This window comes from Cupriavidus sp. GW821-FHT07C08 (genome assembly GCF_059419025.1).
On the sequence record NZ_JBWKQZ010000003.1, the window covers coordinates 19,600 to 32,903 of the forward strand.

A 13,304-nucleotide genomic window follows, 5' to 3' on the forward strand; every position below is an offset into this window, starting at 1 on the left:
GCCCGGCCGGATGCTTCAGATTCACCTGCAAGACCTTGCGCACCGCCTGTCGGCGGCATCAATGCTTGGTCTTCAGGCCGGCCAGCGCCGCAAAGGGCGAAGGTCGCTTTTCTTCCTCAGGCTCAGCCTCTGGCTGCGCCTCGCCGTCCGAACCGGTCACGAGGCTTTCGTGCACCGTCGGGCAGACGTCATGCTTGGGGGCCACCGGCAACGCCAGCAGCACTTCATCTTCAATCAGGTCCAGCAACGAGAAATGCTTCGAGCCGGCGATCACGTCGACTTCGTCGTCGTCCATCGGCGCGGCGTCGGCCGCTTCCTCGCTTTCCACCACCTCGAAACGCGTTGCCGTGTCGATCGGCTCGGCATAGGGGGCCAGGCAGCGCTGGCAATCCAGCCATATCCGGCCCTGCACGGTCACGTCGAGAAACAGCCGCCGCGCCACCGGGGCGCCCGGCTCGGCCGCCTCTTCACGCATGAAGCCAGTGGCCGTATAGGCAAACGTCTCATCGGGTGCCGAGGCTGGCGCTTGCGCGGCGGTCTCGGCTAAGATGCGCGGCAAATCCCGCACCGCCACGTCGCCGGCCAGGCTTTCACCCTTCCGGCACAAGGCGAAGAGATCAAGCGCGCGCAGGTCAATCGGCTGGGTCATGTGCGTGGCTCCGGTCGCTATACAATGACTGGTTCACCACATTCCACGCCTGTTGGACTACGGGCCGCGCACATTGGCGGCACTGCGCCCGGGTGCGGATGCGGCTAAACGCGCGATTGTACGACGTAAACCGTGCCGAGGTCAAAGGTCTTGCAACGCGGGCCGCACCTTTTACTGTTTCGCTTCCTGTTCCGATTCCATTACTTATGTCCCCAGACCCCCGCCCCAGCCTGATCCTTGGCTCCGGCTCGCCCTACCGCCGCGAACTGCTGGCGCGCCTGCGCATTCCGTTCGAGGTGGCCGTGCCCGACATCGAAGAAACCCCGCTTGCCGGCGAAGCGCCCGAAGCCACCGCGCTGCGCCTGTCGCAGCGCAAGGCCGAAGCCATTGCCGCGCGCCATCCGGGCGTGCTGGTGATCGGCTCGGACCAGGTGCTGACCCTGGACGGCGAACAGATGGGCAAGCCCGGCACGCATGAGAATGCCGTGGCGCAACTGCGCCGCATGCGCGGGCGCACCGCCACCTTCCACTCGGCCCTGTGCCTGCTGGACGCACGCACCGGCACCGTGCAGCTGGCCGACGTGCAGACCCGCGTGACCATGCGCGACCTGACCGATGCTGAAATCGAAACCTACCTGCAGCTGGAGCGCCCCTACGACGTGGCCGGCAGCGCCAAGTCCGAAGGCCTGGGCATCGCGCTGCTGGAACGCGTCGAGTCGGACGACCCGACCGCACTGGTCGGCCTGCCGCTGATCGCGCTGACCGGCATGCTGCGCCAGGCCGGCTACCCTCTCCTTTCCGCATGACCCGCACGAGCCCACGATGAGCGGCACTCTTTACCTGATCCCCAACACCCTCGGCAAGCGCGACGAAGCCGACCCGCTGGCCGACGTGATCCCGGCCGGCGTGCAGCAGGTCGCGGCCAACCTCGATTACCTCGTCGCCGAGAACGCCAAGACCGCGCGCGCCTTCCTGAAGAAGCTGGGCGAGACCACGCCGCTGGCGCGCCCGATCCAGCAGATCGAGATCCGCGAGTTGAACGTCAACACGCGCGCCGACGCCCTGGCCGCGCTGCTGGCCCCGCTCGAAGCCGGCCGCGACGGCGGCCTGCTGTCCGAAGCCGGCGTGCCGGCCGTGGCCGACCCCGGCGCCGACCTGGTACGGCTGGCCCATGCGCGCCGCATCCGCGTGCGGCCGCTGGTCGGACCCAGCTCGATCCTGCTGGCGGTGATGGGCTCGGGCCTGAACGGCCAGAGCTTTGCCTTCAACGGCTACCTGCCGGTCGATGCCGGCGAGCGCGCGCAGCGCCTGCGTGAGCTGGAGCAGCGCTCGCGCAAGTCCAGCCAGACCCAGGTGTTCATCGAAACGCCCTACCGCAATGCGGCGCTGCTGGAAGCCATGCGCCAGCACTGCGCCGGCACCACGCTGCTGTCCGTGGCCGTGGACCTGACCCTGCCGGGCGAGACCATCGTCACGCTGCCGCTGTCAGACTGGCGTCCCGAGCGGATCGACCTGCACAAGCGCCCGGCGATCTTCTCGCTGCTGGCCATGTAAGTAACGGCAAAGGGGGCGCGAACGCCCCCTTTGTCATTGCCGCAGCACCATCCAGGCTCAGTGCATGCCCTGCATGCGGTTGCTCCACAGCATGGTCTTCATTGCCGCTGAGCCCACTGCCGCGCCAAAGCGCTTGGCCACGCGCTCGGCGATGTTTTCCTTGACGGTGTAGTCGACGATGTCCGCGGCCTTGAGCACATCGCGCGCGACATAGTCGGCACTGCCCAGCCCGTCGGCCAGGCCCAGCTCTATGGCGCGCTCGCCCGACCAGAACAGGCCGGAGAACAGCTCCGGATCATCCTTGAGCCGGTCGCCGCGCCCTTCCTTGACCACGTCGATGAACTGCTGGTGGATCTGCTTGAGCATGGCCTCGGCAAAGGCCTTCTGCTTGGGCACCTGCGGCGAGAACGGGTCCAGCATGCCCTTGTTGGCGCCCGAGGTGTACAGCCGGCGCTCCACACCCAGCTTGTCCATCAGCCCGGTAAAGCCAAAACCGTCCATCAGCACGCCGATCGAGCCCACGATGCTGGCCTTGTCGACATAGATCTTGTCGGCCGCCGCGGCCACGTAATAGCCGCCCGAGGCGCAGATCTCCTCCACCACCACATAGAACGGCTTGGACGGATGAAGCTTGCGCAGCCGCTGGATCTCGTCGTTGATGATGCCGGCCTGCACCGGCGAGCCACCCGGCGAGTTGATCTTCAGGATCACACCGGCGGCATTGTCGTCGGCAAATGCAGCCTGCAGCGAGGCATTGATCGATTCCGCGCTGGCCGGCGTGCCTGCGGCGATCTCGCCTTCCAGCGTCACCATCGCGGTGTGGCGGCCCGAGCCGATGGCCTTCTCGCCCTTGAAATCGAACAGCGCGATAAAGATCAGCGCCACGATGCCCAGGCCGACAAAGCGGAAGAAGATGCGCCAGCGCCGTGCCGCGCGCTGCTCGCGCAGCGATGCGGTCAGCACTTTTTCCAGCAGATCGCGCTCCCAGCCGGTGCCGCCGCCAACCGGGGGCCCCGCGGTGGCACCGGCCATGCGCGCCTCGCGCTCGCGTGCTTCACGCCTTGCCGCGTCGTCGCCGGCGCGCAATTCATCTTCCAGCGGGTAGTCGGCGCGCGGTGCGGTGACCAGGCGCTCGGACTCCGCCTGGGGCGCCCCTTCGCCCGGCGCACCTTCGCCGGCTGGCTTGTGCTCGTCCGGCTGACCCGATTCACCCGATGGCGGCTTCTGTTGTTCTGTCATGCAAATCGCTCGTGGAAACGCCTGGCAACCCAGGCCTGGAAATACAACGGCCGGCCCGACCGCCGGCCCTGCCCGTCATTCAGGCACCGTCCATGCGCGCAGCGATCCGGTATGGCGCTTCCGGCAACCAGTAGACGTGGCCGTCGCGCTCCTCGATGCGCAGCTTTGCCAGCGATGCACCGCGGCAGGGACCGCCGACGCACTCGCCGCTGTCCGGCGCATAAACCGCGCCATGTGTGGCGCACATCAAGTATAGGCCCGAGCCATCGAAGAACCGGCCTTCCTGCCAGTCCAGCTCCATCGGCACATGGGCGCACTGGTTCAGGTAACCGTGCGCGGCGCCGTCGAAACGCACCACGAAGGCGCCGATCTCGCGCTGGTCCAGCGCCACCGAGAAGCGCACGCCCAGGCCGCCCTCCTCCAGGTCCGCGGCAGCGCACAGCCGCACCGGCGCCTGGCCGGCCGCTGCCTCAGGCATGGGCCAGCAGCCAGTCGGTCAGGTCGGGGATGGAGGTCGCGCAATGCACCGGCGCCATCGCGCGCAGCGAATCCGCGGGATGTGCACCATAGCACACGCCAATCCCCTTGGCGCCGGCATTGGCCGCCATCTGCAGGTCATGGGTAGTGTCGCCGATCATCACCGTGCGCTCCACGTCCTGGCCCAATTCGCGGGTCAGCTCGTGCAGCATGGCCGGGTGCGGCTTGGAGAAGGTCTCGTCGGCACAGCGCGTGGCGTCGAACAGGCGGGTCAGGCCGCTCGCGGCCAGCGCGCGCTGCAGGCCGACGCGGGTCTTGCCGGTGGCCACGCCAAGAAAATAGTGTTCGCCGCGCAGGGTCTCCAGCATTTCGCGCACGCCGTCGAACAGCACCAGGTCGGCGTCGCGAGCGAGGAAGTGGTAGCGATAGCGTTCCGCCAGGCGCGGGTAGTCGGCGGGGTCCAGCGTCGGCACCGCGTAAGACAGCGCATCCTTCAGGCCCAGCCCGATCACATGGCTGGCGGCCCTGTCATCCGGCACCGGCAGGCCCAGGTCGCGGCTGGCAAGCTGGATGCACTTGGCGATGGTCGGGGTCGAGTCCATCAGCGTCCCGTCCCAGTCGAAAACGATCAGGTCAAATTGTTGCCTGGCCATGGAAGTCCTTGTGGCGTTTGATGCACTACCCTACTCCGGGGCATGCAGTTCACGCAATTGTTGCAGGAATCCGACGCACTCGTCGGGCAGCGGCGCTTCCACCGCCAGCGGCTCGCCCGTGGCCGGGTGGATAAACACCAGCCGGTGGGCGTGCAGGAACATGCGCTTGAGGCCCGGCTTGGCACCGGAACGCGCCAGCGCCTTGTTCAGCGAGAAGTCGCCATATTTTTCGTCACCGACGATCGGGAAACCCGAGTGGGCCAGGTGGACACGGATCTGATGGGTGCGGCCGGTCTTCAGCTCGGCCTCCAGCAGGGTGAAGCCCTGGAAGGCCTCGACCCGGTTGAACACGGTGTGCGAGGCCAGCCCGTCGGCCTGCACCCGCACTCGGCGCTCGCCGTCCGGCGTGCTGTACTTATATAGAGGCAGCTTCACATGCTGGCGCGCGTTCGGGAATTCGCCGGCCACGCAGGCGAAATAGCGCTTGTCCATCGCGCTGCCGCGAATCTGCTCGTGCAGGTGGACCAGCGCCGAGCGCTTCTTGGCCAGCACCAGGATGCCGGAGGTCTCGCGATCGAGCCGGTGCACCAGTTCCAGGAACTTGGCCTGGGGCCGGGACCGGCGCAATTGCTCGATCACACCGAAGGCCACGCCCGAGCCGCCGTGCACGGCCACGCCGGCCGGCTTGTTGATCACCAGCAGCTGGGCGTCCTCAAACAGCACCGGGAATTCGCCCGCCGGCACATGCTGGGCGTTGTCCGATTGCGCCGAATTCGCCACCCGCATTGGCGGAATGCGCACGACATCACCCGACTGCAGGCGATAAGTGGCATCGATCCGGCCCTTATTGACGCGAACTTCCCCCGAACGCAGCACCCGGTAGATATGGCTCTTGGGCACGCCCTTGGCCACCTTCAGCAGGAAGTTGTCAATGCGCTGACCTTCCGAGCCTTCGTCAATCGTGACATACGCCACCTGTGGGCTGGCCGGCGCAGCTTCGGCAGCCTTTTCAATTTGATGGCGTAACTCATTCATTTTCAATATAATTTCCTCGCTGTCCCGGCTTGTGGCCGGCAGCGCAAGACCTGTGTAAGCGATTGATCTTTGAGTTTTCTTGGATTTTTCGCATTCTACACTTGGGGTTGCCGCCAACCCCGCCCGTCTCCCGCAACTTTGCGTTCCGCCAAGCGCCAGACGGGCAAATGGCAGTAAAAAGCAGCACGCACGGTGCCGCCGGCATGCAGGAAGTCGCCCAAAGGAGGCTTCGGCGAGGCAGGCGGTGACGTGGGAACTGAGTGTTCAGGTAAAACAGAATTTAAAGGCGGATGCCACTGCCGGCATCCGCTTCGGTGAGAGAAGTCCTGCCAGCACCGGGAAACGGTGCCGGCCGGCAGGTTAGCCTGCCGCCTGACTGGAAATACCGGCGCCCGGTCGCAGAATTCCAAGAAGTAGTAGGTGCGCCCGCCAGGAGCAGTCAGGCAGCAACGGCAACCATGCCGTGTCCGAAAAATTTGCTCTTTGACGCGTCTAGGCCTTCCGCGGCCGGCCGCGATGCCGCCGGCGCCGGTTGCGCCGGCGTTCAGCATCGCCTCCGGCACGGGAACGCGCCGGATGTCTGCGCAAGAGCAGCCTCCGGTGTTCTCTCCTGCCCCGCGGACGTTACCCCGACGTCATCGCTCTCTTTCACCCGCGCCCAGCCGCTCGCCTATCCCGCGCAGCGGCGCTTTCCGGCAATTCTCGCGCCTCGCTCGCTCCCTCGCGTGCTCCATGGATCGCCGCGGACACCGCCCAGACGGTGCCACCCGCGACACTGGAGTGAGGTATTGCGATGAAACGCATGCTGTTCAACGCGACGCAACAGGAAGAATTGCGCGTCGCCATCGTCGACGGTCAGAAACTGATCGATATCGACATCGAGACTGCCGGGCGCGAACAGCGCAAGGGCAACATCTACAAGGGTGTCATCACCCGCATCGAACCCTCGCTGGAAGCCTGCTTCGTCAACTACGGCGAAGAGCGCCACGGCTTCCTGCCGTTCAAGGAAGTAGCCCGCGCCTTCTTCAAGGAAGGCATCGACGTGCGCAATGCGCGCATCCAGGATGCCCTGCATGAAGGCCAGGAACTGATCGTCCAGGTCGAGAAGGAAGAGCGCGGCAACAAGGGCGCGGCCCTGACCACCTTTATCTCGCTGGCCGGCCGCTACCTGGTGCTGATGCCCAACAACCCGCGCGGCGGCGGCGTGTCGCGCCGCATCGAGGGCGAGGACCGCCAGGAACTGCGCGAAACCATGGCGCAGCTGACCGTGCCGGAAGGCATGAGCATCATCGCCCGGACCGCCGGCATCGGCCGCTCGGCCGAGGAACTGCAGTGGGACCTGAACTACCTGCTGCAACTGTGGAAGGCCATCGACGGCGCCGCCGGCGACAACAAGGCTCCGCTGCTGATCTACCTGGAATCGAGCCTGGTCATCCGCGCCATCCGCGATTACTTCCAGCCGGATATCGGCGAGATCCTGATCGATACCGACGAGATCTACGAACAGGCCCGCGCCTTCATGAGCGTGGTGATGCCTGACAACATGAACCGCGTGAAGAAGTACCGGGACGACGTGCCGCTCTTCTCGCGCTTCCAGATCGAACACCAGATCGAGTCGGCCTACTCGCGCATGGTGATGCTGCCGTCTGGCGGCGCCATCGTGATCGACCACACCGAGGCGCTGGTCTCCGTGGACGTGAACTCGGCCCGCGCCACCAAGGGCGCCGACATCGAGGAAACCGCGCTGCGCACCAACCTCGAGGCCGCCGACGAGATCGCCCGCCAGCTGCGCCTGCGCGACCTGGGCGGCCTGATCGTGATCGACTTCATCGACATGGAGTCGGGCAAGGCCCAGAAGGACGTGGAAACGCGCCTGAAGGACGCGCTGCGCCACGACCGCGCCCGCGTGCAGATGGGCAAGATCAGCCGCTTCGGCCTGATGGAGCTGTCGCGCCAGCGCCTGCGTCCGTCGCTGTCGGAGGGCTCGCACATCACTTGCCCGCGCTGCAACGGCACCGGCCATATCCGCGATACCGAATCGTCCGCCCTGCAGGTGCTGCGCATCATCCAGGAAGAGGCGATGAAGGAAAACACCGCCGCCATCCACTGCCAGGTGCCGGTGGAGGTGGCCGCCTTCCTGCTGAACGAGAAGCGCCAGGAAATCAACCTGATCGAGCTGCGCTTCAAGGTCAATGTGCTGCTGATCCCCAACAAGCACTTGGAAACGCCGCACTACAAGCTGGAGCGCCTGCGCCACGACGACCCGCGCCTGGAAGAGAGCACCGCCAGCTACCGCATGGCCGAGGCTGCCGCCAAGGAACTGGAAGCCGACACCAGCTACAGCAGCCGCCGCAAGGAAGAAGCCAAGCCGCGCCAGGAAGCCGCGGTCAAGGGCATCACCCCGGAACAGCCGGCGCCGGTATCGGTGCCGCGCCCCGAGCGCGCGCCCAAGCCGGAAGCCCCGGTCGCCCCGCCCGTACCGGCTACCCAGCCAGTGGTCAGCGGTGGTTTCATCGCCTGGCTGAAGGGCCTGTTCGGTGCCCGTCCGGCGACCCCGCCGGTGGTGGAGCCGGCCAAGCCGGCAGCTGCAACCGAGACCCGTAGCGCCGAAGGCCGGCGCGAGCGCGGCCAGCGCGGCGAAGGCCGCGGCCAGCGTGGTGAGCGTGGCGACCGCGCCGAGCGTGGTGAGCGCACGGAACGTGGTGAGCGTGGCGAGCGCCAGGGCCGTGGCCAGCGCGGCGACCGTGCCGAGCGCGCGGAACGTGGTGAGCGCCAGGGTGCCGAGCGCGGCGAGCAACGCGAGGGCCGTGGCGAACGCCAGGGCCGCCAGCCGCGCCAGCAAGGTGAAGGCCAGGCCACCCCGGCCCTGGCCCGCCAGGGCGAGGCCGTGCAAGCCGAGCGCGCCCAGGGCGAGCGCGTGGAGGGCCGTCAGGAAGGCCGCCGCGACCGCAACCAGGAACGCCGCGAGCGCCAGCGTGAACGCCAGCGCGAACGCAGCGAACTGCGCGAAGCCGAAGCCGGTGAAGCACCGCAGCCGGAAGCCATCGCCGCCGCCCAGGCACTGGGCGTGCTGCCGCAGGCCGTGACCGAAGAGACGCAGGCCGTCCGCGCCGAGCTGCCGGAAGGTGCTGAGAGCGCCGCCGAGACTGCTGAGGGCGAAGAGCGCCGCCGCCGCAACCGCCGTGGACGCAACCGCTATCGCCGTGAGCGCGACGAGTCGGCGCAAGGTGCCCAGGGTGAAGGCGAAGGCGACGAAGAAGCCGCCGCTGCCGAAGGCGTTGCCCCGGTGCGCGCTGAAGCTGCCGTGCCGGCCGAGCCCGCGCCGCAAGCTGCCGTGGCTGTGGCCGCCGCAGCCGAGGCTGTCGAAGCGATCCGCATCGCCGTGCCGGAAGACGTGACGCCCGCGCCGGTCGCCGAGGCCGCCCCGGTGACCGCGCCGGTTGTCGAGCCCGTGCCCCAGCAGGCTGCCCCGGTAGCCGTTGCCGTCACGGAAGCCATTGCCGCCGAAGCGATCGTCGAGACCACCGCAAGCGTGGCCGTCGAAGCGGCTCCGGTCGTGCCGGCACCTGCCGCTGCACCGGTCGCCGCCCCTGTGGCCGAAGCCGCACCGGCCGAGGTGTTCGCCCCGGCAGCCCCGGTCGTTGCTGCAGCGCCGGCCGCACCGGCGGCGTCGGCCACCCCGGCAGCACTGGAGAACCTGGAACCGATGCTGGCCACCGCCGGCCTGCAATGGGTCCATACCGACAGCGACAAGCTGCGTTCGGCCCAGGAAGCCGCCGCCCGCATCGCGCCCGCCCCGCGCGTGCAGCGCGAGCGCAAGGCGCTGCCGCCGCTGCCCCACGGCCCGATGATCCTGGTGGAAACCGGTGGCCGCGAAGTGGAGATGGCATCGCAGCAGTAAGCATTGCCGCTGCACCGCAGCCAAAGCAAGAAGGGGACGGCCACGCCGTCCCCTTTTTTCATGGGCAGCCGGCCGGATGAATCCCCGCCATCACCGGGGGATGCGGGTGCCCCGCCCCCGCCTCGGCTAGAATGGCAGCAGAAGGCATCCGGCCCTCGAGCGCCCCTGATTTGGCCCCGCCGCCATGCCGCTCCCCGGACGCCGTGCCCACCCACAGGCCATGACCGAATCCGTCATTCCGATTTTCGACCTGCGCGACCATCGCTACCGCTCGATGACGCCCAGCATTCCCGGCAAGCTGGCTGCCCCCACCGGCCTGGTGGCAGACACCCGCGGCCGGCCGCTGCATGACCTGCGCATCTCGGTGACGGACCGCTGCAACTTCCGCTGCGTCTACTGCATGCCGAAGGAAGTCTTCGACAAGGACTACACCTTCCTGCCGCATTCCGAGTTGCTGAGCTTCGAGGAGATCGAGCGCACCGCGCGCCTGTTCGTCGCCCATGGCGTCGAGAAGATTCGCCTGACCGGCGGCGAGCCGCTGCTGCGCAAGAACATCGAGCACCTGGTGGAGATGCTGGCGAAGATCGAGACTGTCTCGGGCAAGCCGCTGGACCTGACGCTCACCACCAACGCCTCGCTGCTGGCGCGCAAGGCGCGCTCGCTGCGCGACGCGGGACTGACGCGCGTCAGCGTCAGCCTGGACGCGATCGACGACGCCACCTTCCGCCGCATGAACGACGTGGACTTCGCCGTCGCCGACGTGCTGCACGGCATCGAGACCGCGCAGGCCGTGGGGCTGGCGCCGATCAAGGTCAACATGGTGGTCAAGCGCGGCACCAATGACCAGGAAATCGTGCCGATGGCGCGCCACTTCCGCCACAGCGGCATCATCCTGCGCTTTATCGAGTTCATGGACGTGGGCGCCAGCAACCACTGGCAGATGGATGAAGTGCTGCCGTCCGCCGAGGTGGTGAAGCGCATCGATGCGGAATTCCCGCTCGAACCGGTGCAGGCCAACTACTCCGGCGAAACCGCCGAGCGCTGGCGCTACCGCGACGGCAGCGGCGAGATCGGCGTGATCTCCAGCGTCACCCACGCCTTCTGCGGCGACTGCAGCCGCATCCGGCTGTCCACGGAAGGCCGGCTCTACCTGTGCCTGTTCGCGACCGAGGGCTTCGACCTGCGCGCGCTGCTGCGCGGCGGCTACAGCGACCTGGAAATCTCCAATGCGATTGCGCAGGTGTGGCAGGGCCGCACCGACAATTATTCCGAGCAGCGCAGCGACCCGACGGTGCGCGCCAAGCGTGCCGAGCGCAAGATCGAGATGTCCTATATCGGCGGCTGACCCCGCCGCACACACAATCCATGATTGCACGCGACGACATCACCGGCCTGATCCTCGCAGGCGGCAGGGGCAGCCGCATGGGCGGCACCGACAAGGGCCTGCAGCCGCTGCACGGCACGCCGATGGCCATGTACACGATGATGCGCCTGACCCCCCAGGTGGGCGGGCTGATGATCAATGCCAACCGCAACCTGGCCGCCTATGAGTCCTTCGGCGTGCCGGTCTACACCGATTCCGTGCCCGACTTCGCCGGCCCGCTGGCGGGGATGCTGGCCGGCCTGGAGCAATGCGCCACGCCGTGGATGGTGACCGCGCCCTGCGATTCGCCCTTCCTGCCGACCGACCTGGTGGCACGCCTGGCGCAGGCGATCGAGGCCGAAGGCGCGGACCTGGCGATCCCCGTCACGCTGGACCAGGACGGCCGGCGCCAGACCCAACCTGTCTTTTGCCTGATGCCGGTCAGTGCGCTCGACAGCCTGGTGGCTTATCTTTCCGGCGGCGGCCGCAAGATCGAGACCTGGGCCGCCTCGCACCGCCTGGCCGAAGTGCTGTTCGACGACGCCGCGGCCTTTGCCAATATCAACACCCTGGACGAACTGCGCACGCACGAAACGCGCTGAGCCACCATGCCCACCCTGCAATCCGTCATCTCCTGCCTTTCCGACTACGACCCCGCCGCCCTGCCGGTGGACCAGGCCAACCGCATCATCGGCGAGGTGGTCGAGCCGGTGCGCGGCGTCGAGCAGTTGCCGATCCGCAGCGCCCTGGACCGCGTGCTGGCCGAAGACATCGTCTCGGCCATCGACGTGCCGGCCCATGACAACTCGGCAATGGACGGCTATGCCTTCCAGGGCGCCGCGCTGGCTGCCGCGCAGACCGCCACGGTCGAGCTGGAAGTCATCGGCAGCGCCTTCGCCGGCGGTGCCGGTGCGCTGGCGCCCACGGCGGCGCAGGCGGTGCGCATCATGACCGGCGCGGTGATGCCGGCCGGCTGCGACACCGTGGTGCCGCAGGAATTCGTGGAAGCCGTGGACGACGGCGCGCGCATCCGCTTTGCCGCCGACTGCGTGCGTACCGGCGACAACCGGCGCCTGCGCGGCGAAGACCTGGCGCGCGGCCAGGCCGCGCTGCAGGCCGGGCGCATCCTCCAGCCCGCCGACCTGGGCCTGCTGGCCTCGCTGGGCGTGGCCGAGGTGCGCGTGCGCCGGCGCCTGCGCGTGGCGTTTTTCTCCACCGGCGACGAGCTGCGCTCGATCGGCGAGCCGCTCGATCCCGGCTGCGTCTACGACTCCAACCGCTACACGCTGCACGGCATGCTGCGCCGGATGAATGTCGACCTGCTCGACATGGGCGTGGTGCGCGACGACCCCGATGCGCTCGAAGCCGCCTTCCGCACCGCCTGCGAGACCGCCGACGCGGTCATCACCTCCGGTGGCGTCTCGGTCGGCGAGGCCGACTACACCAAGCAGATCATGGCGCGCCTGGGCGATGTCACGTTCTGGAAGATCGCGATGCGCCCGGGCCGGCCGATGGCCTTCGGCCGCATCAATTCCAACGGCCGCGACGCGCTCTTGTTCGGGCTGCCGGGCAACCCGGTGGCGGTGATGGTCACCTTCTACCACTTCGTGCGCGCCGCGCTGCAGCGGCTGATGGGCGCCAGCGTGGCACCGCTGCCGCTGCTGCGCGTGCGCAGCGCGCAAGCCATCCGCAAGAAGCCCGGCCGCACCGAGTACCAGCGCGGCATCCTGGCGCGCGCCGGCGACGGCCAGTGGGAAGTGCGCATTACCGGCCAGCAGGGCTCGGGCGTGCTGCGCTCGATGAGCGAGGCCAACTGCTTTATCGTGCTCGGCCACGAACAAGACTCGGTCAAGGCCGGCGATGCGGTCGAGGTGATGCTGTTCGACGGTCTGGTCTAGCCGGACCGGCAGGCGCTGCACGCAAGCGCTTGCCACACGCCGGTAGCAATGTGTCGTTTTTGTGCCGCACATTTGCGGCCGTAGCACTGCCGGCACGGGGCTTTCGCCTGCCCCCGCCGACGGCGGGCTATGCTTGGCATCGACCAATCGCTACACTTGGCGCACGATTCAGAACCATTCGAGTATCCCCCGTCATGAATCAGGAGATCGCCTACCTCCACCCCGTCAAGACCGCCCGCGCGCTGGTGCTGGTCTACCTGTGCTTCTCGCTGCCGATCGTGTCGCTGGGCCTGTTTGTCACCTTCGTCCGCTACGGTGACCTGCCCGCCATCACGGTCTTCAGCGCAATCATTCTGAATGCGCTGATCGGCTTCGGCCTGCTGTGGCTGGCCTGCAAGGCCTACAACTGGGTGGCCGCCCGCTTCGGCGGCATTGAAGTCCACGTGCGCGAACTGGCGCCCGAAGACGAGCGCTGAGCAGCGCGCCGGCGCCCAGGCCGGCAGCAAATCCGGCAGCCCCTCTGCGGGGGCATGCC

The 13,304-nt window shown here is 67.8% G+C and carries 12 protein-coding genes; 7 read left to right on the plus strand and 5 right to left on the minus strand.

Going from position 1 to position 13,304, the window contains the following annotated elements:
• Positions 1-58: 58 nt before the first annotated feature.
• Positions 59-649: a DUF177 domain-containing protein gene (locus AC07UK_RS05300; protein WP_013957374.1), complete on the minus strand. Its 591-nt coding sequence runs from the start codon at positions 647-649 to the stop codon at positions 59-61.
• 206 nt (positions 650-855) lie between these two features.
• Here AC07UK_RS05300 and AC07UK_RS05305 point away from each other — a divergent pair, with 206 nt between their 5' ends.
• Both AC07UK_RS05305 and AC07UK_RS05310 read left to right on the plus strand, forming a co-directional pair.
• Positions 856-1,455, plus strand: coding sequence for a Maf-like protein (locus AC07UK_RS05305; protein WP_436222211.1), 600 nt, complete (start codon positions 856-858; stop codon positions 1,453-1,455).
• A gap of 16 nt (positions 1,456-1,471) precedes the next feature.
• Complete coding sequence (locus AC07UK_RS05310) at positions 1,472-2,203, plus strand: SAM-dependent methyltransferase (RefSeq protein ID WP_114132440.1); 732 nt, start codon at positions 1,472-1,474, stop codon at positions 2,201-2,203.
• Positions 2,204-2,260: 57 nt separating this feature from the next.
• Here the strand turns inward: AC07UK_RS05310 and AC07UK_RS05315 are convergent, their stop codons facing one another.
• From AC07UK_RS05315 to AC07UK_RS05330, 4 genes are all read right to left on the minus strand, one after another.
• Positions 2,261-3,442 carry a S49 family peptidase gene (locus tag AC07UK_RS05315; protein ID WP_494687469.1) on the minus strand — a complete coding sequence of 394 codons (1,182 nt, stop codon included), beginning with the start codon at positions 3,440-3,442 and terminating at the stop codon, positions 2,261-2,263.
• Positions 3,443-3,521: 79 nt separating this feature from the next.
• Positions 3,522-3,920 (minus strand): Rieske (2Fe-2S) protein, encoded by a 399-nt coding sequence (locus AC07UK_RS05320; RefSeq protein ID WP_436222213.1) that lies wholly within the window; start codon positions 3,918-3,920, stop codon positions 3,522-3,524.
• Positions 3,913-4,572, minus strand: a complete 660-nt coding sequence (locus AC07UK_RS05325) for an HAD-IA family hydrolase (RefSeq protein ID WP_436222214.1) — start codon at positions 4,570-4,572, stop codon at positions 3,913-3,915. Before AC07UK_RS05325 ends, AC07UK_RS05320 begins: the two co-directional genes overlap by 8 nt.
• A gap of 30 nt (positions 4,573-4,602) precedes the next feature.
• Complete coding sequence (locus tag AC07UK_RS05330) at positions 4,603-5,607, minus strand: RluA family pseudouridine synthase (protein ID WP_013957380.1); 1,005 nt, start codon at positions 5,605-5,607, stop codon at positions 4,603-4,605.
• A gap of 793 nt (positions 5,608-6,400) precedes the next feature.
• Between AC07UK_RS05330 and AC07UK_RS05335 the strand changes: the two genes are divergently transcribed.
• From AC07UK_RS05335 to AC07UK_RS05355, 5 genes are all read left to right on the plus strand, one after another.
• Entirely contained in the window at positions 6,401-9,508 is a 3,108-nt protein-coding gene (locus AC07UK_RS05335; protein ID WP_436222215.1) for an Rne/Rng family ribonuclease, read from the plus strand.
• A 220-nt stretch (positions 9,509-9,728) separates the two neighbouring features.
• Positions 9,729-10,853, plus strand: a complete 1,125-nt coding sequence (gene moaA, locus AC07UK_RS05340) for a GTP 3',8-cyclase MoaA (RefSeq protein WP_436222216.1) — start codon at positions 9,729-9,731, stop codon at positions 10,851-10,853.
• A gap of 20 nt (positions 10,854-10,873) precedes the next feature.
• Complete coding sequence (gene mobA, locus AC07UK_RS05345; RefSeq protein ID WP_494687468.1) at positions 10,874-11,473, plus strand: molybdenum cofactor guanylyltransferase MobA; 600 nt, start codon at positions 10,874-10,876, stop codon at positions 11,471-11,473.
• A 6-nt stretch (positions 11,474-11,479) separates the two neighbouring features.
• Entirely contained in the window at positions 11,480-12,769 is a 1,290-nt protein-coding gene (gene moeA / locus AC07UK_RS05350) for a molybdopterin molybdotransferase MoeA (RefSeq protein ID WP_114132432.1), read from the plus strand.
• Between the two features lie 194 nt (positions 12,770-12,963).
• Positions 12,964-13,245, plus strand: a complete 282-nt coding sequence (locus AC07UK_RS05355; RefSeq protein WP_010814663.1) for a hypothetical protein — start codon at positions 12,964-12,966, stop codon at positions 13,243-13,245.
• Positions 13,246-13,304: the final 59 nt, after the last annotated feature.